At 61.9% G+C, this 23,216-nt stretch carries 22 protein-coding genes; 18 read left to right on the top strand and 4 right to left on the bottom strand.

What is annotated here, in order from left to right:
* The first annotated feature begins 446 nt into the window (after nucleotides 1-446).
* The 15 genes from INF35_RS12125 to INF35_RS12055 all read left to right on the top strand — a co-directional run bounded on the left by INF35_RS12125 (nucleotide 447) and on the right by INF35_RS12055 (nucleotide 16,693).
* Complete coding sequence (locus INF35_RS12125) at nucleotides 447-2,123, top strand: phospho-sugar mutase (protein ID WP_193502792.1); 1,677 nt, start codon at nucleotides 447-449, stop codon at nucleotides 2,121-2,123.
* Nucleotides 2,124-2,127: 4 nt separating this feature from the next.
* Nucleotides 2,128-2,874: a peroxide stress protein YaaA gene (yaaA, locus tag INF35_RS12120; RefSeq protein WP_193502790.1), complete on the top strand. Its 747-nt coding sequence runs from the start codon at nucleotides 2,128-2,130 to the stop codon at nucleotides 2,872-2,874.
* Nucleotide 2,875: 1 nt separating this feature from the next.
* Nucleotides 2,876-3,334 carry a thioredoxin-dependent thiol peroxidase gene (bcp, locus tag INF35_RS12115; RefSeq protein WP_193502788.1) on the top strand — a complete coding sequence of 153 codons (459 nt, stop codon included), beginning with the start codon at nucleotides 2,876-2,878 and terminating at the stop codon, nucleotides 3,332-3,334.
* Nucleotides 3,335-3,508: 174 nt separating this feature from the next.
* A complete protein-coding gene (locus INF35_RS12110) occupies nucleotides 3,509-4,168 on the top strand; it encodes a response regulator transcription factor (protein ID WP_193502786.1) in 660 nt (219 codons plus the stop codon).
* Nucleotides 4,165-5,589 (top strand): sensor histidine kinase, encoded by a 1,425-nt coding sequence (locus INF35_RS12105; RefSeq protein WP_193502784.1) that lies wholly within the window; start codon nucleotides 4,165-4,167, stop codon nucleotides 5,587-5,589. Before INF35_RS12110 ends, INF35_RS12105 begins: the two co-directional genes overlap by 4 nt.
* Nucleotides 5,570-6,397 carry a hypothetical protein gene (locus INF35_RS12100; RefSeq protein WP_193502782.1) on the top strand — a complete coding sequence of 276 codons (828 nt, stop codon included), beginning with the start codon at nucleotides 5,570-5,572 and terminating at the stop codon, nucleotides 6,395-6,397. Before INF35_RS12105 ends, INF35_RS12100 begins: the two co-directional genes overlap by 20 nt.
* A complete protein-coding gene (locus INF35_RS12095; protein ID WP_193502780.1) occupies nucleotides 6,387-7,565 on the top strand; it encodes a hypothetical protein in 1,179 nt (392 codons plus the stop codon). The genes INF35_RS12100 and INF35_RS12095 overlap by 11 nt, the downstream gene beginning before the upstream one ends.
* Nucleotides 7,566-7,612: 47 nt before the next feature.
* On the top strand, nucleotides 7,613-8,017 hold the full coding sequence (locus tag INF35_RS12090; RefSeq protein ID WP_193502778.1) for an MmcQ/YjbR family DNA-binding protein: 405 nt from the start codon (nucleotides 7,613-7,615) through the stop codon (nucleotides 8,015-8,017).
* Between the two features lie 114 nt (nucleotides 8,018-8,131).
* Nucleotides 8,132-9,775, top strand: coding sequence for a potassium/proton antiporter (locus INF35_RS12085; RefSeq protein WP_328740897.1), 1,644 nt, complete (start codon nucleotides 8,132-8,134; stop codon nucleotides 9,773-9,775).
* A 570-nt stretch (nucleotides 9,776-10,345) separates the two neighbouring features.
* Entirely contained in the window at nucleotides 10,346-11,266 is a 921-nt protein-coding gene (locus INF35_RS12080) for an ABC transporter permease (RefSeq protein WP_193502776.1), read from the top strand.
* A 23-nt stretch (nucleotides 11,267-11,289) separates the two neighbouring features.
* Entirely contained in the window at nucleotides 11,290-12,453 is a 1,164-nt protein-coding gene (locus INF35_RS12075; protein ID WP_193502774.1) for an ABC transporter permease, read from the top strand.
* 15 nt (nucleotides 12,454-12,468) lie between these two features.
* Nucleotides 12,469-13,500 (top strand): ABC transporter ATP-binding protein, encoded by a 1,032-nt coding sequence (locus tag INF35_RS12070; RefSeq protein WP_193502772.1) that lies wholly within the window; start codon nucleotides 12,469-12,471, stop codon nucleotides 13,498-13,500.
* Nucleotides 13,500-14,459: an ABC transporter ATP-binding protein gene (locus INF35_RS12065; RefSeq protein ID WP_193502770.1), complete on the top strand. Its 960-nt coding sequence runs from the start codon at nucleotides 13,500-13,502 to the stop codon at nucleotides 14,457-14,459. Before INF35_RS12070 ends, INF35_RS12065 begins: the two co-directional genes overlap by 1 nt.
* A gap of 72 nt (nucleotides 14,460-14,531) precedes the next feature.
* The gene (locus INF35_RS12060; protein WP_193502768.1) at nucleotides 14,532-16,208 is read left to right on the top strand and encodes a peptide ABC transporter substrate-binding protein; all 1,677 of its coding nucleotides are present in this window, start codon (nucleotides 14,532-14,534) and stop codon (nucleotides 16,206-16,208) included.
* On the top strand, nucleotides 16,208-16,693 hold the full coding sequence (locus tag INF35_RS12055) for a peptidylprolyl isomerase (RefSeq protein WP_193502766.1): 486 nt from the start codon (nucleotides 16,208-16,210) through the stop codon (nucleotides 16,691-16,693). The genes INF35_RS12060 and INF35_RS12055 overlap by 1 nt, the downstream gene beginning before the upstream one ends.
* Before the next feature lie 86 nt (nucleotides 16,694-16,779).
* Here the strand turns inward: INF35_RS12055 and INF35_RS12050 are convergent, their stop codons facing one another.
* Entirely contained in the window at nucleotides 16,780-18,108 is a 1,329-nt protein-coding gene (locus INF35_RS12050; protein ID WP_193502764.1) for a DUF6709 family protein, read from the bottom strand.
* 87 nt (nucleotides 18,109-18,195) lie between these two features.
* A complete protein-coding gene (locus INF35_RS12045) occupies nucleotides 18,196-18,810 on the bottom strand; it encodes a hypothetical protein (protein ID WP_193502762.1) in 615 nt (204 codons plus the stop codon).
* Between the two features lie 331 nt (nucleotides 18,811-19,141).
* Here INF35_RS12045 and gap point away from each other — a divergent pair, with 331 nt between their 5' ends.
* Both gap and INF35_RS12035 read left to right on the top strand, forming a co-directional pair.
* Complete coding sequence (gene gap / locus INF35_RS12040) at nucleotides 19,142-20,173, top strand: type I glyceraldehyde-3-phosphate dehydrogenase (RefSeq protein ID WP_193502760.1); 1,032 nt, start codon at nucleotides 19,142-19,144, stop codon at nucleotides 20,171-20,173.
* Between the two features lie 176 nt (nucleotides 20,174-20,349).
* Nucleotides 20,350-21,219: a helix-turn-helix domain-containing protein gene (locus tag INF35_RS12035; protein WP_193502758.1), complete on the top strand. Its 870-nt coding sequence runs from the start codon at nucleotides 20,350-20,352 to the stop codon at nucleotides 21,217-21,219.
* Nucleotides 21,220-21,403: 184 nt separating this feature from the next.
* Here the strand turns inward: INF35_RS12035 and INF35_RS12030 are convergent, their stop codons facing one another.
* Nucleotides 21,404-21,583, bottom strand: coding sequence for a ribbon-helix-helix domain-containing protein (locus tag INF35_RS12030; protein ID WP_235983217.1), 180 nt, complete (start codon nucleotides 21,581-21,583; stop codon nucleotides 21,404-21,406).
* Between the two features lie 141 nt (nucleotides 21,584-21,724).
* On the opposite strand from INF35_RS12030, the gene INF35_RS12025 reads away from it, so the two are divergent.
* Nucleotides 21,725-22,360 (top strand): DUF5067 domain-containing protein, encoded by a 636-nt coding sequence (locus INF35_RS12025; protein ID WP_193502754.1) that lies wholly within the window; start codon nucleotides 21,725-21,727, stop codon nucleotides 22,358-22,360.
* A 259-nt stretch (nucleotides 22,361-22,619) separates the two neighbouring features.
* Here the strand turns inward: INF35_RS12025 and INF35_RS12020 are convergent, their stop codons facing one another.
* Nucleotides 22,620-23,039 carry a YbjN domain-containing protein gene (locus INF35_RS12020; RefSeq protein ID WP_193502752.1) on the bottom strand — a complete coding sequence of 140 codons (420 nt, stop codon included), beginning with the start codon at nucleotides 23,037-23,039 and terminating at the stop codon, nucleotides 22,620-22,622.
* Between the last annotated feature and the right edge of the window lie 177 nt (nucleotides 23,040-23,216).

The raw sequence follows: 23,216 nt of genomic DNA, 5'->3' as shown, positions 1-23,216 counted from the left end.
GGTTTGAAATAAGAGCGGGGGACGCCCGGCGTCGGGGCAAAAAAAATACCACACGACCCGGCGCAGGACGCACCAGACGATCATGTGGCGAAAAGAAAAAGCAGATTGCTTCGGGAAAAGATCCACAAGGCTCCGCACAGGCGGATTTTACGGTAACACTATACCCTGTACAGCGGATTTTGTCAACGGCCGGACGCCCAAAAACAAAAACTGGCAGCGGCGGCCGGGCCTGTCCTTGCCACAGAAGGACAGATGTGATACTCTGGATACAAACGGGCGGCGCAGCGCGGCCACTGCCGGACCGGCAAGGCGCTGCGGCAAAACCCGGCCGGGGCGTCTGTCCCGGCGGAGCTCTCCGCCCACCCCAAAAGAACCGCCCGCCGCACCGGAAAAGGCGGTATCCTCTCTATAAGATACTGTTCACAACAGGGAAAGGAGACCCTTTTATGGAATACCAGCAGACATTGGACCTCTGGCTCAGCCGGGCCGTGGAGGACCCCGACCTGACCGCCGAGCTGGAGGGCGTCCGGGATGACGCCGACGCCGTTACCGACCGCTTCTACCGGGATCTGGAATTCGGCACCGGCGGCCTGCGGGGCGTCATCGGGGCGGGCACCAACCGCATGAACATCTATACCATCCGCCGGGCCACCCAGGGCCTGGCCGACTACATCAACGCCGAGGGGCTGCCCAAACAGGTGGCCATCGCCCACGACAGCCGCAACAAGGGCGAGCTGTTCTGCCGGGAGGCCGCCCGTGTGCTGGCAGCCAACGGCATCACAGCATATCTGTACCCCCGGCTGGAACCCACCCCCGCCCTGTCCTGGGCCACCCGGTATCTGGGCTGCGGGGCGGGCATCTGCGTGACGGCCAGCCACAACCCCGCCAAGTACAACGGCTACAAGGTCTACGGCGCCGACGGCTGCCAGATCACCCTGGAAGCTGCCGACAAGGTGCTGGCCGCCATTGAGCAGCACGACTACTTCGACAGCCCCAGACTGGCCGACTATGACGAAGCCGTGGCCGACGGCCGTATTCGCTTCATTGATGACAAGTGCCTGTCCGACTTTGTGGACGCCGTGCTGGCCCTGCGCCCCGGCAACGATGTTTCCAAACTGAAACTGGTCTACACGCCGCTGAACGGCTCCGGCCTGGAACCGGTGAAGCTGCTGCTGGACCGCATGGGGGTGACCAACGTCACCGTGGTGCCCGAGCAGGAAAAGCCCGACGGCAATTTCCCCACCTGCCCCTATCCCAACCCCGAGATCCGGGAGGCCATGGAGACCGGCCTCAAGCTCTGCGATACCGTACACCCTGACCTGATGATCGGCACCGACCCCGACTGTGACCGCATGGGCGCCGCCGTCCCCGACGGCAAAGGCGGCTACCGCCTCATCACCGGCAACGAGATGGGTGTGCTGCTCTTTGACTATATCTGCCGTGTCCGCCTGGCCAACGGCACCATGCCCAAGGACCCGGTGGCGGTCACTACCATCGTCTCCACCGACATGGCAACCCCCATCGCCGCCAAGTACGGCGTGGAGCTGCGCCGCACCCTCACCGGCTTCAAATTCATCGGCGAGCAGATCGGCCTGTTGGAGGCGGAGGGCCATCCCGAACGCTATATCTTCGGCTTTGAGGAGAGCTACGGGTATCTGTCCGGCGCCCACGTGCGGGACAAGGACGGCGTCAACGCCGTCATGCTGGCCTGCGAGGCGGCCGCCTACTACGCCAGGCAGGGCATGAGCCTGCTGGATGCCGTCAACGCCCTGTATGCCGAGTTCGGCTTTTACCGCAACGCCCTGCACAGCTTCACCTTTGAGGGGGAGAGCGGCATGAACACCATGCAGGGCATCATGGCCCGCCTGCGCGCCGAGCAGCCCTTCGTCATTGCGGGGTACGGCGTGGACAAGGTAGTGGACTACCAGAATGACGACACCGGCCTGCCCAAAGCCGACGTGCTGGAATACCGCATGGAAAACGACGCCAAGCTGATGGTCCGCCCCTCCGGCACCGAGCCCAAGATCAAGGTCTATCTGTCCGCCGTGGGCGACAGCGAGGCAGCTGCCGACGCCGTCAACGAAAAACTGGCTGCCTCCGCGGCCGGCTGGATGAAGGACTGAACCCATGCGCATTGTGATTTCCCCGGCCAAGACCATGGTGGAGGACACCGACAGCTTTGCCGTCACCGCCCTGCCCCGCTTTCTGCCCCGGACCCGGCGTCTGCTGGAGGCGCTGCGTGCCCTGCCCGCCGACCGGCTGCAGAAGTTGTGGCAGTGCAGCGACAAGCTGGCCGAGCTCAACCTCCGCCGCCTGGAACAGATGGACCTGGAACGGCATCTGACCCCCGCCCTGCTGGCCTACGAGGGCATCCAGTACCGGTACATGGCCCCCGGCGTCTTTACCGACACCCAGCTGGCCTATGTGGAGGAACACCTGCGGATCCTCTCCGGCTTTTACGGATTGCTGCGCCCCTTTGACGGGGTGACCCCCTACCGGCTGGAGATGCAGGCCCGGCTTTCGGTGGACGGAGCCAGGGATCTGTACGCCTTCTGGGGCAGCAGCATCGTCGACGCCCTGGGGGAGGAGACCGACTGCCTGCTGGACCTGGCCTCCCGGGAGTACGGCCGCTGCCTGGACCATCGCCCGGCGGGGCTGCGGGTCATCCGGTGCGTTTTCGGCCAGCGGGTCGGCGGCAAGATCGTGGAGAAGGCCACCCCCTGCAAGATGGCCCGGGGAGAGATGGTCCGCTACCTGGCCGAACACAGCGCCGTCCGCCCGGAGGAAGCCCAGGGCTTTGACCGGATGGGCTTCCGCTTTTCGCAGGAGGAATCCGGCTCCGACTGCTATGTATTTTTGAAGGAGGATGTTTGATATGCTCAAAGCTGGAGATCTGGCACCGGACTTTGCCCTGCCCGACAAGGACGGCAACACCGTCCGCCTTTCCGACTACCGCGGCAAGCGGGTGGTGGTCTACTTCTACCCCCGGGACAATACCCCCGGCTGCACCCGTCAGGCCTGCGCCTTTGCCTCGGCCTATGACCGCTTCCGCACCGCGGACATTGTGGTCATCGGCATCAGCAAGGACAGCACCGCCTCCCACCAGAAGTTTGCCGCCAAGTACGACCTGCCCTTCCTGCTCCTCTCTGACCCCGAGCTGCAGGCCATCCAGGCCTACGGCGTCTGGCAGGAGAAAAAGCTCTACGGCAAGGTCAGCATGGGTGTGGTGCGCTCCACCTTCCTCATTGACGAGAACGGTGTGGTGACCCACGCCCTGCCCAAGGTCAAGCCCGATACCAACGCCGCCCAGGTGCTGGAACTGCTCAACGCCTGACCGTTTTGTCTTAACGGAACCCCTACGCCCCGTCCGGTCTTGCGGCCCCGTGCTCGCCGGGCGGGGCTTTTTATGCCTTTTTGGGCGGCGGGGCATTGATACGGGTTTGATACATTTGTGCGGTTGCATTATAGTAGAGATAGAACCCCAAAACGCACAGAGGAGGTCACGGCCATGAATCCTATCCTGGTGGTGGATGACGAGCAGCCCATTCGGGAGCTGATCTGCCTGATCCTGCGCCCGCTCAACCGGGAGGTGGAGTGCGCCCCGGACGGCATGACCGCATCCCGCATGCTGGACGAAAAAACCTATGACCTGGTGCTTTTGGATGTCATGCTGCCGGGCATCGACGGCTTTTCCCTCATGCCTCAGCTCACCGACAGCGGCACCCCGGTGATCTTTCTCACCGCCAAGGGGGCGCTGACCGACCGGGTCAAGGGTCTGCGCCTGGGGGCGGACGACTATATTGTAAAACCTTTTGAGCCGGAGGAACTGCTGGCCCGGGTGGAGAGCGTGCTGCGCCGCACCGGCCGAGGGGCTCATCTGCTCACGGCCTTCGACGTGCAGGTGGAGCCGGTCTCCCGCACGGTGCTGCAGAACGGCAGCCCGGTGGCCCTGGCGCCCCGGGAATTCGACCTGCTGGTGTTTCTCATCCGCAACCGGGGCATCGTGCTCCACCGGGATGTCATCTATGAGCGGGTGTGGGGCGGCGAGAGCGAGACCGACACCCGGGTGCTGGATTTGAACATCCAGCGTCTGCGCCGCAAGCTGGGCTGGGCTAAACATATCAAGACGGTCTACCGGCTGGGATATCTGTTGGAGGGGGCAGGATGAAGCTTTCACAAAAACTGCTGCTGGCGGTGCTGCCGGTGCTGGGGCTGGTGCTCTCCCTGGGGGGCTGGCTGCTCATCCGGCAGAACTTTCACCGGGCGCTGTCCGAGCTGCAGTATCAGGCCGAGACTGCCCAGCAGCGGGAACTCTACGCCCTGCAGCTGGACCTGCGGGCGGGGGAGGAGGATGTCACCGCCTCCCTCATGGAATACGGTGCCTCGGTCTCCCGCTATGTGGGGGAGGAACGGGGCTTTGCCCTCTTTACCGGGGAGGGCGTGCTGGCCTACTCCGCCGTGCCGGAGGACGTGCCTCTGACCTGGCAGCAGGCGCTGCTGGCCGATCCCTCCCGCGGGGTGCTGCGCAGTGGGCAGGAGGGCCGCTGGTATCTCATTGCCGACGCCGTGCCCGCCGCTTACGGCTCCACCGTCTACTATGTGGGGGTCTACCCCATGGACGCCGCCTACGACACCCAGCAGAGCCTGCTGGCCAGCTATTTCTGGATCGAGCTGCTGGCCTTCGGGGCGGCGGGGGGCGCGGTGTGGTGGATGATCTCCCGCCTGACCCGGCCCCTCCACACCCTGGAACAGGCGGGCCGGGAGATCGCGGCGGGGGCCTATGACCGGCGCACCGGCATCGGGGGCAGCGACGAGATCGCCGCCCTCAGCCGCAGCTTTGACGACATGACCGCCGCTCTGGAGGATGAACTGGGCCGCCGTGCCCTGGCGGTGCGGCAGCGGGAGGACTTCATCACCGCCCTGACCCATGAGCTCAAAACCCCCATGACCAGCATTCTGGGCTATGCCCAGATGATGCGCACGGCGGGGGATGACCTGGAGGTGCGGGAAAAATCCGCGGCCTACATCGCCCACGAGGCCCGGCGCATTGAGGCTCTCAGCCGCAAGCTGCTGCGCCTGATGGAGGTGGAGCAGGAGGGGGTGACCCTGTCCGCCCTGCCGGTGGAGGAGCTGCTCACCGCCCTGCGCCGCGCCCTGCCGGAGACGGCCCCGCCCCTTCTGGTACAGGCTCCCCGGGAGCCGGTGACCGTTTTGGGGGACGCCGACCTGCTGTGTGCCCTGCTACTCAACCTCATCAGCAACGCCCGGCGGGCGGAACCCAGGGACGGCGCCGTCCATCTGGACATCACGGCGGAGGGGGAGAAAGTCCGCTTCACGGTATGGGACACCGGACGGGGCATTCCGGCGGAGGAACTGCCCCGCCTGACCGAGCCCTTTTATATGGTGGACAAGTCCCGCTCCCGGGCCCAGAACGGCAGCGGCATCGGGCTGGCCCTCTGCCAGGCCATTGCCCGGGCCCACGGCACCTGCCTGACCTTTGCCAGCAAGGTGGGGGAGGGCACCCGGGTGAGCTTTTGCCTGACCGCCCTGCCCCAAAAGGAGGAACCCCATGGAAACACAGAATCCTGACCGGCTGCCGGGCGCAAAAAGGTACCATATCCCTGCCGTTGCTCTGGGGCTGGTTGCGGGGGCGGCGCTCTGCCTGGCGCTGCCGTCCCTTCTCTGCCTGGGGGAGGGGCGGGCACTGGAAAATACCGCCCTGGACCGCCCGGCCCTGGCCAATGAGGAGCCGGAAGCCATCGCCCGGGACCCCCTGGCCGACGCTCTCTACCGCAGCCGGGTCCTTTACGGCAGCCAGAGCGATGGAGAGGGAGAAGCCCTCGACTTTGGCACGGAGGAGGTCCGGGCGGTGCTCTCCGATGCGCTGGAGGCTTTGCAGGCAGCAGGTGTGACCGATGAGGCTGTCACCCGGGCGGCGGAGGACATTCTGGCCGGGGAGGCCGCCGAAACCACAGCCCGGCGCCTCCCCGACGGCACCCGGTCCTATGCCTGGACGGCAGACGGGCGGGAGGTCCGCATGGTCTGGCACCCGGACCTGGAGCTGCCCCTGGAGTTTGCAGTCCGGTGGGACGCCCCGGATGCTCTGCCCGGAGGCAACCCGGCGGAGGGGCTGGAGGCATGGACGGCTTTTCTGGGCCAGCAGGACGCCGGAGACTGGCAGACCCTGCCCGGTCCCGACTACGCCTGCACCGCCTATTCCCCCAGCCGGGAACTCTGCCTCTACCTTCACCGGGAGGAGGGCCTGGCTCTCTGGCAGGTGTGCAGCCTTTCCTCTCAGGAGGCGGGGGAGCTGGCGGAGATGCTCATCGACCGGCGGGAGGACCTCCGGCTCTGGGAACAGACCTTACAGGAGGCGCAAAGACAGAATGGGAAATAGGAATCAAAGAAAATGCGCCGCTCTGGCGGCCGTTCTTCTGGCCGCGGGGATGACCGGCTGTGCCGCCGCGGGGGAGACGCCGGCGGTCCCGGAGGAATTCCGGCTGCAGGGCCAGTGTGTGGCTACGTCGGAGGGCGTTTACCGGGTCAAAAATACCGCCGAGAGCTACGAGACCGGCATGGACGGCTATCGCCTGTGCTATATCGACTGGGACAGCTGCCGGGAGACGCTGCTCTGCACCAGAGAAGGCTGCACTCACGATACCCAGGATTGCCCCGCCTGGGTAGGGCAGGGACAGCTGTTCGGGACGGAGGCGGACGGCAGCCTGCTCGTTGCCCAGCCCATGGAAAACGGCGGCAATGCGGTCTGGCAGGTGGCGCCGGACGGCAGCGAAAAGACACTGGCGGCCCAATGCCCCGCTGCCGGGGAGGATGGCTCCCTTCTGGTGGGAAAAAACGAGGCAGGCATCTGGGCGGTTGCGTTCCGGGAGGGCGGGGCCTTCTCCCTGACGGTCTGGCAGCAGCCGGGACAGTGGACGGAAGTCTTTTCCTCCGGTGAGGTGTTCCAGTGGCCCCAGATGGTGCGGGACAATGTCTTTTACTACGAGACCTGGGACAACGAAGCCAAGCGGGCGACCCTCTGGCGGGCAGCGCTGGAGCTTTCGGCCCGGCCGGAGGCAGTGGTGGAGTATGAGAGCGACTGGACCCGCATCCTCCTGCAGGGGGACAGGGTCTGGACGGCAGATGCCCGCACGGGGGAGGTCTCGGTGCAGCCGCTGGACGGGACGGGAGAGCCGGAAGCCGTCTGCACCCTGCCGGAGAAGGCCCGGGGGCATATCATCGAGCCCATCGACACCGACGGCAGCCGCATGGTGCTGTCCTGGGACGGCAGTTTCTGGGCGGCGGACCTGGCCACGGGGGAGGCAACCCGGATCACCCCGGCGGGGGTGGATGCTGCCGGGAATGATCTTCTGCCCTACTATTCCACCGGCAGCGCGGGAGGGGCCTGGGCCCTCACCGACGGCTACCTGCGCAGCCAGGAGGGTATCCAGTACATGGGAACAAGCATCCGGCGCACCACTCTGTACCAGCCTCAGCTCTGCCGCCTGGACCGGGATGCCCTGCTGAGCGGGAACCTCTCCCTCACCGAGATCCGCTCCGACTTCTGAGGATTTTGTGCTATACTGGGGACAGAACCTGAGAGGAGGCACCCGCCATGCTCACCCGCGCCGAGGCCATCGCGGCCTGCAACGCTCTGCCCGATGTGTTTGAGGACTATCCCTTCCACGACCCCAACTGGACGGTGATGCGGCACAGATCCAACAAAAAGACCTTTGCCCTGATTTTTGAGCGTCAGGGGCACATCTGGGTCAACCTCAAGGCGCAGCCGGAGTGGGTGCGCTTCTGGCAGGGGACCTACGCGGCGGCCGTGCCGGCCTACCATATGAACAAGGAGCACTGGTTCAGCGTGATCCTGGACGGGACCATTCCCGACGAGGAACTGGTCCGCCTCATCGCCGAGAGCCACGCCCTGACGGCGCCCGCCGTCCGCCCGGCAGAATCCGCCCCCGGACGACGCAAAGGAACACAACCCCGCAGCGCAAAGTTTACAAAACTTTGATGCAATCGCCTTTCCTTTTCTGGTATACTATATCTATACTGTTAAAGATGCGGCATGCAGTGAAGCATGTCCTGCCGCCCGGCATGACCGGGAGACGGGACGTGCTTTGTTTGTATCCGCCCAGGAAAGGAGAGATCTGCCCTGACATCCATTCTGCTGCTGGTCTCGGTGGTGCTGCTGGCCTGTTCGCTGCTCAAAAAAGTGTCCGGCCGGCTGGGCATCCCGTCCCTGCTCATGTTCATTCTGCTGGGCATGCTGTTCGGTTCCGACGGCCTGTTCAAAATCCCCTTTGAGGACTACGCCTTTGCCGAGCAGATCAGTTCCGTGGCGCTGGTGTTCATCATGTTCTACGGCGGCTTCGGCACCAACTGGAAGGCCGCCCGCCCGGTGGCTGCCCTGTCGGTGGTGCTGTCCAGCGCAGGCACCGTTCTCACCGCCCTGCTCACCGGGCTGTTCTGCTGCTTTGTGCTGGGCATGCCCTTGCTGGAAGGCCTGCTCTGCGGGGCGGTGCTGGGCTCCACCGACGCGGCCTCGGTCTTTTCCATCCTGCGTTCCCGCCGCCTGGCCCTCAAGGAAAACACCGCCCCCCTGCTGGAGGTGGAGAGCGGCTCCAACGACCCCTTCGCCTACATGCTGACGGTGGTGATCCTCTCCGCTATGGAGACCGGCGTCACGGCGGGCGGGGTCATCCTGCTGCTGGCCGGACAGCTTCTGCTGGGGCTGGCCTTCGGTTTCGGCATCGGGTTCGGGGTGCGCTGGCTCATGCGCCGCTACTGGCCCGACGCCTCGGGCATGGAGACGCTGTTCATGGTGGGGGCTGCCCTGCTGGCCTACGCCGCCCCCACCATGCTGGGCGGCAACGGTTTCCTGAGCGTCTACATTACAGGCATCATTCTGGGCAACAGCAGCCTGCCCTCCCGCACCACCCTGGTGCCCTTCTTTGACGGCGTCACCGGCAACATGCAGGCGGTACTGTTCTTCCTGCTGGGGCTGCTGGCCTTCCCCTCCCGTATGGCGGCGGTGCTGCTGCCGGGGCTGGCCATCGCCCTCTTTCTGGCCTTTGTGGCCCGGCCGGCGGCGGTCTTTGCCCTCATGACTCCCTTTGGGGGCAGCGTGGCCCGGCGGGTGCTGGTCTCCTTCTCGGGACTGCGGGGAGCGGCCTCCATCGTCTTTGCCATTGTGGCGGTGCAGAGCCCCGTCGTCATGGAGAACGACCTCTTCCACATTGCCTTTGTGGTGGTACTGTTCTCCATTGCCCTGCAGGGGTCGCTGCTGCCCGCCGTGGCCCGCAGGCTGGACATGATCGATGCGGGCGGCAACGTCCTCAAGACCTTCACCGACTATGTGGACGAGACGCCTGTCAATTTCGTCCAGCTGGAGGTGGAGGCGGACCATCCCTGGTGCGGGCGGAAGGTATCCCAGCTTGAACTGCCCCCGGGCACCATTCTGGTCAGCCTGCGGCGGGGAGAACGTCAGATGGTCCCCCAGGGAGATACCTGCCTGCAGGCGGGGGACCTGCTGGTCATGTGCGCCCTGGAACGGCACGGCGGCACCGACTTCTGCCTGACCGAGCGCGTTGTGGAGGCCGACGAGCTGACCCCCGGCGCCACCCTGGCCGATCTGCCCGGCCGTCCCGGCTCCCTCATTGTGCTGATCCGCCGGGGACATCACTGCTTCATCCCCGACGGCAGTACCCGGCTCCAGGCAGGGGATCACCTGCTCATCAACCGGGTGGAAGAGAGCGCCCCCGCCCGCTGACTGCCGCAGAGGGCGGTGTCTGCCAATGGAATACATCCAACCCGGCGATGATCGCCCGGACAGGGATTTTACGCCCCGTCCGGGCGTTTTTTGACACTTTAATGCACAAAATCAAATGATCTGTACGCGGATTGGAAACACGTGGATAAACATGCATCACTATGCAGCAAAAAGCAGATAATGATGCAAAAATATACAATGATATTCGGCACGCAGGCTGCTTTTTCAGCGGGCTGCCTGTGGTGTGTATTTTTGTTACAGACAAATTTGAACCGTAAAAACAGGAGTTTGTGCCGAAATATGGGTATTAATTCACAAAAGTAAATGGCAAAAAACGGTTGAAAGTTGGGCAAAAGGCAGTTTTGAACACGAAAGTGTATTGAATTGGGTGACAACTGTGTTTTGATGTAGTATAATACACGAAAGCGCAAAGGTGACCCATTCACTGTTGCGCCTTTTCTTATCCGGTGCGGCGGGCGGTGTGCGACGCCGGACCCGGCGGAAAGGCCCGGCAAAGGACTTTTCCGGCGCGCGCCGTATCCAGAAAAGAGGAGGGGGAACCTGTTTCTTATGGTCAAATTTATCTTGAAACGTCTGGGCATGATGCTGATCGCCATGTTTATGATCATCCTGTTTACCTTCATCATCATGCACGCAGTGCCGGGCGGCCCGTTTACCAACACCAAGGGCGTTCCGGAGGAAGTCATCGCCGCCATGGAGGAAAAGTTCGGACTGGACCAGCCCTACTACGTCCAGTTCTTCTCCTACCTGGGCGGTATCCTTCACGGCGATTTCGGCCCCTCCTACAAGTACACCGGCCAGACGGTCAATGAGTTCATTGCCTCGGGCGCGCCGGTGTCGGCCCGGCTGGGCGGCGTCACCGTCATCTTTGTGCTCATCGCCGCCATCCCCATGGGCATTCTGGCGGCGCTGAAAAACGGCAAATGGCAGGACATGATGCTCATGGCGCTGGCCACCATCGGCGTGACCATCCCGTCCTTTGTCATTGCGTCACTTTTGATCTACGCCTTCTCCTACAAGCTCAACTGGCTGCCCACCTACGGCCTGGACAACTGGCAGAGCTACATCCTGCCCGTCATTGCCATGGGCGGCTACTCCATCAGCTATCTGGCCCGCCTCATGCGGTCCAGCCTGCTGGAGGTCATGGGACAGGATTACATCCGCACCGCCCGGGCCAAGGGCCTGACCGAGTTCGCCGTGGTCACCCGTCACGCTCTGCGCAATGCCCTGATCCCCGTCATCACGGTGCTGGGCCCCACCATCGCAGGCCTTCTGACCGGAAGCTTTGTTGTGGAAAAGATCTTCGCCATCCCCGGCCTGGGCTACTATTTTGTCAACAGCGTATCCCAGCGCGACTACACCACCATCATGGGCGTGACGATTTTTTACGCAGCCTTTTTGATGGCCATGGTGCTGCTGGTCGATGTGTTCTACTGCATGATCGATCCGCGCATCAAGTTTGAGTCCTGACAGACAGGGGAGGGAAAGCATTCATGGCAGAACTGACACAACAGAACAAGTGGGCGCCGCTGCAGGCGTCCGATGCGGACCGGGAAAAGATCTGGTCCAAAAGCCGAACCTTTGCGGGGGACGTATGGTTCCGGTTCCGGCACAAACCCACCGCCATTGCGGGATTTGTCATCATCGCGGTGCTGATCCTGTTTTCGCTGCTGGGGCCGCTGTTCACCCCCTACGACTATGCGGTGCAGAACCTGGAAATGGTCAACATTCCCCCCGTCATGAAGGTCTATGTGGGACCCTCCGGGGAGTACCTGTACATCACCCAGTCGCTGCGCATCATCACGGTGGGCGCCGACGGCAAGGTGGGCAGCCAGCTGACCCGCGTCCGGGAAGAATCGGACAAGTCCATGACCATTTTCGAGTCAAACGGCAAGGAAGTTGCGCTATACTACGGCGGCAGCCCTTACGTGGTGGCCGATGAAGCCACCGGCAACATTTATCCCACCAAGACCCTGTGGAACACCTCCTACCTGCTGGGTACCGACGCCCTGGGCCGTGATATCCTCACCCGCCTGATGTACGGCACCCGCATTTCCCTGGTGGTGGCCTTTGTGGCCGCTCTCGTCAACATGGTCATCGGCATCCTGTACGGCGGCGTGTCCGGCTATGTGGGCGGCATGGTGGATACCGTCATGATGCGTATCGTGGACATCATCTCCACCATTCCCCTGACCCTTTACGTCATCCTCATCATGCAGGTCATGGGCGACGGCATCCAGAGCATCATCGTGGCTCTGGGCAGCGTCTACTGGGTGGACATGGCCCGCGTCGTCCGCGGCCAGGTGCTGAGCCTCAAACAGCAGGAGTTCGTCCTGGCTGCCAAGACCATCGGCTCCTCCCCCAAAACCATCCTGCTCCAGCATCTCATCCCCAACGCCATGGGCTCCATCCTGGTGACCCTGACCATGCTGATCCCCTCGGCCATCTTTATGGAAGCCTTCCTGGGCTATCTGGGCATCGGCCTGCAGCCGCCCCTGGCCAGCCTGGGCACCATGTGCAACGACGCTTCCGCCAACCTGCGCACCAGCCCCCATGAACTCTTCGTCCCCGCGCTGATGATCTGCGCCATTATGTTCGCCTTCAACTTTGTGGGCGACGGCCTGCGGGATGCGCTGGACCCCAAACTCAAGAAATAAGGAGGCTCACGGACAATGGAAGAAATTCTCAAGGTCGAGGGCCTCAAAACCTCCTTCATGACCTCGTCGGGCGAGGTCCAGGCGGTGCGGGGCGTCAGCTTCACCGTACATAAGGGCGAGATCCTGGGCATCGTGGGCGAGTCCGGCAGCGGCAAGAGCGTCACCTCCATGACCATCCTGCGCCTGCTGGCTGACACCGCCCGCATCAAAGAAGGCTCCATCCAGTTTGAGGGCAAGGACCTGACCAAGTGCAACGAAAAGGAGATGCGCGCCATCCGGGGCCAGAAGATCGCCATGATCTTCCAGGACCCCATGTCCTCCCTCAACCCGCTGATCCCGGTGGGCAGGCAGGTGGAGGAAATGATGAAGATCCATCACCCCGAGCTCAAGCCAGAGGAGCTGAAACAGCGCACCCTGGAACTGTTTGAACAGGTGCGTATCCCTGAGCCGGAAAAGCGGCTCAAATCCTATCCCCATGAATTTTCCGGCGGTATGCGCCAGCGCGTCATGATCGCCATGGCCCTGGCCAACCATCCCGACCTGCTCATCGCCGACGAGCCCACCACTGCCCTGGATGTGACCATCCAGGACCAGATCCTCAAGCAGCTGCGCACGCTGCAGAAGCAGTACGACACCAGCATCATCTTCATCACCCATGATCTGGGCGTGGTGGCGGAACTGTGTGACCGGGTGGTCGTCATGTACGGCGGCCTGGTCATGGAGGAAGCGGGCATCGACGAGATCTTCGAGCACCCCCTGCACCCCTATACCCTGGGGCTGCTGGCCTCCATTCCCGGCATCAACAAGGACAAGGCCGAGCGGCTGCAGTCCATTCCCGGCAGCCCGCCGGACATGACCAACCCGCCCAAGGGCTGTCCCTTTGCCCCCCGCTGCCCCTACGCCCGCAACATCTGCGCGGCGGAATGCCCGCCCTATGTGCAGGCGGGCGGCCACCGGGCCATGTGCTGGCTGCTCCAGCCCGATGCCCCGGCGGAGGGCAACCCGCTCTACGGCAAGCTTGCCGCGGCAGAAAAGGAGGCAAAGTGATGGAACAGCCCATCCTTCAGGTGGAGCACCTGACCAAACATTTTCCCGCAGGCAAGCGCAGCGTCGTCCACGCGGTGGACGATGTGAGCTTCACCCTGCGCAAGGGCCGGACCTTCGGCCTGGTGGGGGAGTCCGGCTGCGGCAAGAGCAGCTGCGCCCGCACCATTATCCGCATCTATGACCCCACCTCCGGCAAGATCATTCTGGACGGCCAGGACATCACCACCCTGTCCGCCCGCCAGCTGCAGCCCATTCGCCGCAAGATGCAGATGATCTTCCAGGACCCCTACGCCTCCCTCAACGCCCGCATGACGGTGCGGGACATCATCGCCGAGCCCCTCATCGCCCATCACGTGGTGAAGAACAAGAAGGAGATCGACGACTACGTCTACCCCATGCTGGAGCGCGTGGGCCTGACCCGGGAGCATGCGGGCCGCTACGCCCACGAATTCTCCGGCGGCCAGCGTCAGCGCGTGGGCATTGCCCGGGCGCTGGTCCTCAAACCGGAGCTGGTCATCTGCGACGAGCCCATCTCGGCGCTGGACGTTTCCATCCAGGCCCAGGTGGTCAACCTGCTGCGGGACTATCAGCAGGAGGAAGGCCTGTCCTACCTCTTCATCGCCCACGACCTGTCCATGGTGCGCTATGTCTCGGATGACGTGGGCGTCATGTACCTGGGCCAGCTGGTGGAGACCTGCGAGGCGGAGGAGATCTACAAAAATCCCCTCCACCCCTACACCAAGGGCCTTTTGTCCTGCATCCCCGTGGCCGACCCCAAGGTGGCCCGCACCCGGGAGAACACCGGCGTGGCCGGTGACCTGCCCAGCCCGGTCCACCCGCCCAAGGGCTGCCGCTTCCACACCCGCTGCCCCTACGCCAAGCCCATCTGCTCCGAGCAGGTGCCCGAGATGAAGGAAGCGGCTCCCGGCCACTGTGTGGCCTGCCATCTGTACGACTGACCGCAGCCGTACCACCCATATCGGTTACGCCGCGTTTTGCGGATAACAGAATAAACAAGAGGAGAGATTACCATGAAAAAGAAAGCCTTGAGCGCCCTGCTTGCGGGCGCACTGGCCGTCTCGCTGCTGAGCGCGTGCAGCTCCAACGAGCCCCAGAACATCTCCGACGTGTCGGCTTCCACCGATGACACCTCCACCGCGGCAACCGCCGAGGCTGCCCCCGCCGGTGCCCAGGAGATGACCTTCGTCCTGAACAACATTCCCGACGGCCTCGACCCCGGCGTCACCAACAACTCCTTTGCCCAGTACGTGCTGATCAACTGCTTTGAGGGACTCGTCACCTACGACGAGAGCGGTTCTCTGGTCGGCGGCTGCGCCGAGAGCTGGGATGTGAGCGACGACGGCCTGGTTTACACCTTCCACCTCCGCGACGGCCTGAAGTGGAGCGACGGCACCCCCCTCACCGCCAACGACTTTGTCTACTCCATCCAGCGTGTTCTGACCCCGGCCACCGCTGCCCAGTATGTCAGCATGGTCACCGGCTACATCAAGAACGCCCAGGAGTTCTATGACGGCACCGCCACCGCCGACGATCTGGGCGTCAAGGCCATCGACGACCAGACCCTGGAGATCACCCTGATCCAGCCCACCTCCTACTTCATCGACGTGCTGAGCATGTGGGTCTACGATCCCGTCCAGCAGGCCACCATCGAGGCAAACGGTGACGCCTGGACCAACTCTCCCGAGACCTACGTCTGCAACGGCCCCTTCAAGGTCACCGGCATGAGCCTGAACGAGAACGTTATCCTGGAAAAGAACGAGAACTACTGGGATGCGGACAACGTCACCCTGGACAAGCTGACCTTCCGTTACATTCTGGACAACTCCACCGCTCTGACCGCCTATGAGTCCGGCGAGGTGGACGGCATCATCAGCATCCCGTCCTCCGACTACGCCCGCCTCAAGGCCGAGAAAGCCGGTGTCCAGGTTTACCCCAGCTACGGCACCGTTTACTACAACATCAACTGCTCCGTTGCCCCTTACGACAACCCCCTGGTCCGCAAGGCCCTCTGCCTGGCTGTTGACCGTCAGTCCCTGATCGACAATGTCGCCCAGGTTGACGCGACCCCCGCTTACAGCTTCCTGGCGCCCGGCTACAGTGTGGACGGCAAGGATATCACCGAGGGCCGCAGCGACTACGGCCTGTCCGCCACCGCCGACGTGGAGGCTGCCCAGGCTGCTCTGGCCGAAGCCGGCTACCCCAACGGCGAAGGCTTCCCCACCCTCAAGCTGTCCTACTATCAGGACGACACCGTCAAGAAGATCGTCGAGGCCATGGCCGAGATGCTCAAGAACAACCTGAACATCAATGTTGAGGTCTCCTCCAACGACTGGGCCATCTTCTATGAGGATGTGCAGCAGGGCAACTACGAAGTGGCCGCCATGGGTTGGAGCGCCGACTACCTGAACCCCATGAGCTTCCTGCCTCTGTTCAAGACCGGCGATTCCAGCAACAACAGCTTCTACTCCAATGCCGAGTATGACGCTCTGGTGGAGCAGGTCATGCAGGAGAGCGATGCCGCCAAGGCTGCCGAGCTGACCATGCAGGCTGCTGACCTGGCCTCCAACGACTACTGCTGCCTGCCTCTGTACTACAAGTCCAACTCCTTCCTGATGCATGACAACATCAGCGGCTACTACATGACTGCTTCCTCCAACCTCTACTTCAAGCATGTGGTCGTGTCCTGATGCGCTGTATCATTGAGACCGAGGGCTTCGGGCAGATGGTGTTCACCCTCTATCCCGAGTACGCCCCCATTACGGTGGAAAACTTTGTCAAGACCGCCCGCAGCGGTTTTTACGACGGCCTTTGCTGGTGCCGCATCGTCGAGGGTTATGTCATTCAGGGCGGTTCGCCGGACAATGACATCATGACCGACAGTGAGTGGCACATCAAGGGGGAATTTGCCGAGAACGGCGTGCCCAACCCCCTCAAGCATGTCCGCGGAGCCCTCTCCATGGCCCGGGACGATGATTTCGACACGGCGGGCACCCAGTTCTTTGTGGTCCATAAGGACGCGCCCAAGCTGGACGGCCGGTATGCGGCCTTCGGCGAGATGGACAGCGGCTTTGAGGTGCTGGACGCCATCGCCTCCCAGCCCACCTACGGCGCTGAGACTTGGAACAAGCCGGTCAAGATGCCCGTCATCACCCGCATTGTGATTGAGGACTGAGTTCTTCCCCCGCAAAAAACGACAAACACCCCCGTCTTTCCGGCAGATACCGGAGGATGGGGGTGTTTTGTGTTGTGTGTAAGGGTTCAGGTCCCGGCGGGGGCGTCGGGGGTGTCCGCCGGTTCCGGGGGAGAGGACGGGGCGTCGCTTTCCGCAGGTCCGGCGGCATCCGGTTCGGGAGCAGCCTGGGAATCTGTCCCGGGCGTTGTCTCGGGTTCAGGCTGCGGCGGGGCGGGCTCCTCCAGGGGCTGGGGTTCGGCGCCGGGTTTGGGCGGGAAAATGTCGGGGGCATCCCGCACAGCATCGTAGAGTGGGGCGTGGGGCCTGTTCCCAAAGGGCGCGGCGGAGGAGGGAAAAGCCGTCTCCTGGGCGGACCGGATGTCCCGGCAGAAGCGCTGGGGATCGGCGCGGTAGAGAGGCTCCCAGCGGGGATCGTAGCCGAAAACGGCCCCCGGCAGAGCAGCATAGAGCAGTTCCAGGACCTGGGCGGCATCCTCCGGCGTCCGGATGGGGATGAAATGCCGGGCCATGCTGCGTGGCTCCGACTTGCTGCACACCACAATGCGGCTGTGCCTTGCCCCCGGCGGGGCGGGCTGACGGTAGACCCAGGCAATGTCCCGGGAGGCCAGAATCCAGCTGGCTGCGCCGTTTTCCCAGACGACCCATTCGGGCCCGGCCCGGAGACAGTCGTTCCAGGGCTCCGACTCCTCGTAGAAGGCATCCAGCGACTCCTGGGCGGGGTCCTGCATGGCGGGCGGAAAAGCGGCCAGATAGGCCACCGGCTGCCGCGGTCCCTTGCTCAGGCGGGCGCTGAGCAGGAGAAAAATACTGGGCAGGGCAAAGGCGGCGATGGCCAGGGCTCCCAGCGTCAGGGAGGAGGCCGGATATCCGCCGATGTTGTCGGTGACCAGCACCAGCGGCAGAAAGCGCTGCTGGTCTTCCGGGGAGAGCTGGTCGTACCCGATGACGCGGTAATAGTATTCCCGGGTCTGTGCATCCATGGGCTGGATGGTGCCCTGGATCACCACCTCGGCGCCGTCGGGGTGGAAGGTCTGTCCCTGCTGCGCCGCCAGGGTGGCATCCAGCACGGACTGAGCATCGTCAAACTGCCCGGCAGGGATGTCCGCCCCTATGAAGGCACTGCTTCCCGCAGGGATGACGTACTCCCTCCGGACGGGGGTCTCGGTCTCATCTCCGTGACGGATGCTCTCGGCGTACCAGTCGTAGATGATGTCCACCCGGGCGGCCACGTAGCGGCCCTCCAGCTCCCGGGCATCCAGCGTGTAGAGGTCGGCGGGGCCCTGAAGAAGCATCAGAAATCCCCTGCCGTAGACGACCAGAAGGACCAGGGCCACCAGCATGAGGATGGCCGCCTGGATCAGCCTGCGGATCATCATGTCCAACCGAAGCATCATCAAGGGAAACGTCCTCCTGTCCCGCGCCAAACTGCGCATTCTTCTCAAAATATCGTACCATATCGGCAGGAGGGAAGCAAGCGGCGGTCACAGTTCCGGCTCGGCGCAAAAGCCGTCCAGATAGAGGCGGGGCAGGGCATAGCGGTCGGCCAGCAGTTCCTCCGCCCGGGGGGCAGTGCGCAGGGGCAGGCCGTCGGCCCGGGGCAGGCGCAGCGCCGCACCGAAGGCGCCGTGGGCCAGAAACAGCGCCGTGCCCCCTGCCTCCCGGGCCAGATGCTCCAGCAGGGCGGCGGCGTCCCCCTGGGGGTCGGCTCCTCCGGACAGAGAAAGGCGTACCCCGTCTCCCTGCCCGGCACAAACCAGACTGACCTCCTCCGCGCCGGCCAACAGGGCGCCCCGCAGCCAGGCCAGCACCGCCGCCTGGGCCAGAGCCGGGCGGGCCAGCACCGGCAGGGCGTCCGCCCCGCAGACAAAGCGCAGCCAGCCGTCCCGACGGCGCAGCATCCTCTGGGCGGCCAGACAGACGGCCTCCACCTCGGCCCGGAGGTCGGCGGCACAGGCAGGCGGCGGTGCGGGGCAGAGCAGCTCCGCCGTGGTCAGCAGCCGCAGACGGGGCAGCACGGCGCCGGGCGGCAGACCCCGGATGCTGCGGCGGGCCGCCTGACCGGCAAGGGCCTCCCGCAGGGCGGAAAAGTTCGGCATGGGTTCATCTCCTTTGGCGGCGGGCTGCGGCCTTTCCGGCAGGGCGCGCAGAAGAAATTCTGCCGCTGCGAGGGGGACGGGAAAGCCGCGCTTCCTTTATTGTATGCAGTGACGCGCCGATTAGCCGTACTTCCTTGCAGGGCAAAAGCGGCGACGGAACGCTAAAAGGCAAAATTGGAACATTTTTTTTGAAAATTTGCGTTAAAAGAATAACAGTCCCCCTTGCAGTTTGCGTCGTAATGGGATACAATAATAACGTACCGTAGCGCGGTGTTTTGGCACCGCGAGGTGGGGGCAACCCCTTAATACAAAATCTTGGGAGGATTTAACTATGGCTGTCAAAGTTGCTATCAATGGTTTCGGCCGCATCGGCCGTCTGGCTTTCCGTCAGATGTTCGAGGCGGAGGGCTACGAGGTCGTCGCAATCAACGACCTGACCAGCCCCAAGATGCTGGCGCATCTGCTGAAGTATGATACCGCTCAGGGCTCTTTCCTGGGCAAGATCGGCGAGAACAAGCACACCGTCGATTCCACCGACGACTCCATCATCGTCGATGGCAAGGAGATCAAGATCTACGCCATCAAGGACGCTAAGGATTGCCCCTGGGGCGAGCTGGGCGTCGATGTCGTTCTGGAGTGCACCGGCTTCTACACCAGCAAGGAGAAGAGCATGGCTCACATCGCTGCTGGCGCCAAGAAGGTCGTTATCTCTGCTCCTGCCGGCAATGACCTGAAGACCATCGTCTACTCCGTCAACGAGAAGACCCTGACCACCGAGGATCAGGTTATCTCTGCTGCTTCCTGCACCACCAACTGCCTGGCTCCCATGGCCGACACCCTGAACAAGACCTACCCCATCGTCTCCGGCATCATGACCACCGTTCATGCTTACACCGGCGACCAGATGATCCTGGACGGCCCGCAGCGCAAGGGCGACCTGCGCCGCGCTCGTGCTGGTGCTCAGAACATTGTTCCCAACTCCACCGGCGCTGCCAAGGCCATCGGCCTGGTCATCCCCGAGCTGAACGGCAAGCTGATCGGCTCCGCTCAGCGTGTGCCCGTTCCCACCGGCTCCACCACCATCCTGGTTGCCGTTGTCAAGGGCAAGGATGTCACCAAGGAGAGCATCAACGCCGCTATGAAGGCTGCTGCTTCCGAGAGCTTCGGCTACAATGAGGACCAGATCGTTTCTTCCGATGTCATCGGCATGCGCTACGGCAGCCTGTTCGATGCCACCCAGACCATGGTCACCAAGATCGACGACGACACCTATCAGGTTCAGGTCGTCTCCTGGTACGACAACGAGAACAGCTACACCAGCCAGATGGTCCGCACCATCAAGTACTTCGCTGAGCTGAACTAATTGTTGTTTCCAGCTGCGAAAGCATCATTGAAACAGCGGCGGCCGCCGCATCGGTACACCCGGTGCGGCGGCTGCTTTTTGTGTGCTACTGCCCGAAAGCGCCGAAACGAAAGAGAAAAAAGACGATAAAACGCCATTCTACTGCCGGTCGGTTGCGTGTTTGGACGGGATGGGGTATGCTGGATACAGAGAAAGGACAGCTGCCGGGCCAGTACGCCGCAGGCAGCAGCGCCGGGAAAGGATGCGGGAGCATGGTGGACAAGAGCAAGGTGGGGGCGTTTATTGCCGCTCGGCGGCGGAGCAGGGGCCTGACCCAGCGCCAGCTGGCGGAACAGCTCCATGTGTCCGACAAGGCGGTGAGCAAATGGGAGCGGGGGCACAGCCTGCCCGACATCGAACTGCTGGAACCGCTGGCCGATGCCCTGAATGCCACGGTGACCGAGCTGCTGCGAGGGGAGGCTCTGCCTCCGGAGACTGCCCTGCCGCTGGGGGAAGTGGAAAGCCTGGTATCCGACTCCCTGCGGCTGTCCCACGGCCGCCCCGAACAGGAGCGCGCCGCCCGCCGCAAGTATCAGATCTGCTGGCTGGCCATGACGGCGGCCATCTGTGCCGAATTTTTTGTGCTGTATCTGCTCAGCGGCCGCCCGGAGCGCTTTGTCCTGACCAGCCTGGAGCAGGGCGGGTCCCTGGCCATGGCACTGCTGGGATGCGGGCTGGCCATCACCCTGGCCATGACCGAGGAGACCCTGCCCGCCTACTACGACGAGAACATCATCCGGGGCTACAACAACGGCTTTTTCCGCATACAGCTTATGGGGATGCGCATTTCCAACTGCAACTGGCGGGCCATCAAGCGGTGCGGATTCTGGAGCATGCTGGTGTGGAGCCTGGTGTTCCCGGGGGCGGACTACGCCCTGGCGGCCTTTGTCCCTGCCTATGGGGGAAACGTGCGCTGGGGGGTGAATCTTTTCGGCACCCTTGCCGCCGTTTTTGTGCCCATGATGCTGGCTGCCTGGTGGGGCGGCAAGAGGAAGAAAACGCTATAACACCAAAACATGAAAAAAATCCCGATTTTCCACTGTGCTTTTGCATTGCGGAAAACCGGGAATTTTTTTTGCCGTTTGAATGGGAATCCCGAGGCAGAGATTCGGGAGATATCACCTGTCCCAGTGGGGAGGGACTGCCTCCGCGCTGCCAACGGTGTGTTTTTATTATGTGAATATCAAAAGGTCAGTCATCAGATTTTACTTTGATTTTATCTTTGGCGAATTCAAGGGCCATGCCAATCAGTTCATTTCGGGAACGGTTTGTCTTCTTGGCCAGGTTATCATAAAATTCCAATAAACTGCGATCAACGCGGATGGTAAACATAACGGCTTCAGTCTTTTTGGAAATCTTCAATTCATCCATACTATCACCACCTATATACATTATGAGGAAAATTGAAATTAAAAAATATATCTAATATATGTTGAATATTAAACATAAAAGTGATATACTTTTGATATTAAAACACGAGCTCGCGGGAAAAGCTACGAGGAGGGTATGAAATTGAGATATTCTGTAAGGAAAGCAGGAATCCTGTTGGCAGCGATTCTGGCGGTTTCTCTATATGGCTGCTCCAGTGGGCAGACAGCATCCACAGATCCTGCGCCTGCCGCGTCTGACTCAGCATCGGCTTCATCGAACAATACTCAGGAGCCGGCATCGGGAGATCAAGAACCGGAGGCTGCAAGCAATGAGTCGCAGAGCGGTTCCGGTACGTATACGATTGGCGATGTCTGTACCACAGATCGGTTTCAGGTGAAACTGACGGACGGCGGATACAAGGATCGTATAGAGGACGGGCAATATTATTACTACGAAGCATCCAGCGGCAATACTTTTCTGATTCTTGTGTTTGACATTGAGAATATAAGCAATGACGCGCAGACGATCCAAACGGTAAGTGACTTCTCCATTTATGTGGATGGTTATCAGGTTGAGCAGACGAGCTTTGGATACAGCAATCTTGCGGTGACAATAAACGGTACCAGTTATAATCCTTTGTCATCGGATATCATCAATCCGCAAGTGATTCTTCAGCCAGGGAGAAAGGCATTGGGATATCTGGCTGTTGAAATCCCGAATACCTGGTCTAAGTGTGAAGTAGAATTTGACGGAGCCACTTTTGTATGTACGTCCTGATGACTGTGTTCGCTGGTGGATAGGGGGCGCTGGGCGGTGAACCTTTTCGGCACCCTTGCCGCCGTTTTTGTGCCCATGATGCTGGCCGCCGGGTGGGGCGGCAAAAGGGAAAAAATACCGGAAAACTGAAAAATAAAAATCCCCCGGCTTTGACGATACCTGTCCATGGTATGGCAAAGCCGGGGGAAAATTTGTATGAGGAAAAAGGACGGAACGCAGGTTCTCTGCAGCAGTAGACAGATTCCGGGAAAAGGGGAGATCAGCTCCACATGGCGTGCATCAGTTCGGGGTAGGCGTCGTCCACGAGCTTGTTCAGGCGAATGACCATCTCCAGTGCGCTCTCTTCCGGGTGCTTGCCCGACACGGGAAAATCATACTCCACATTGATATTGTTGTCCTTGGTAAGGGTGAACTTGGCGTAGCGATATTTGCAGTTCAGCCCGTTGATAACGACCAGGATCTTCCCGACTTTCTGGGGATCGACGCTGATCAGATCGAAGATACGCACAGCTACATCGCAATCATTGTCCGTGCTGATGAACTGAATGCGATAGCTGCCGCCGTTCTTGATGCCGAACTGCAGCCAGACACGGCTGGTAGAATTCGTCTCCTCCGTAAAAACCTTCAGTCCATCGTGCTGCCGCAAAGCATTGTAAATCATTTGAGAAGCCTTGAACATAATGACTACCTCCATATCGCATCAAAGAACGGATACTGTGATATTCGATAAAAGTTATTATAATTCATTTGGAACATTCTGTCAATAATACTTAATAATCCAGCTTCCGACGCAAAACTGCACAGGAAACCGGATTTTTTTAACAAAAAGCAGCCCGTTCTTTTTTGGCACTTCCGC

The organism is Gemmiger gallinarum (genome assembly GCF_014982805.1).
In the GTDB taxonomy this organism is placed as follows: domain Bacteria; phylum Bacillota; class Clostridia; order Oscillospirales; family Ruminococcaceae; genus Gemmiger; species Gemmiger gallinarum.
This window is presented reverse-complemented; position numbering and strand designations above follow the sequence as displayed.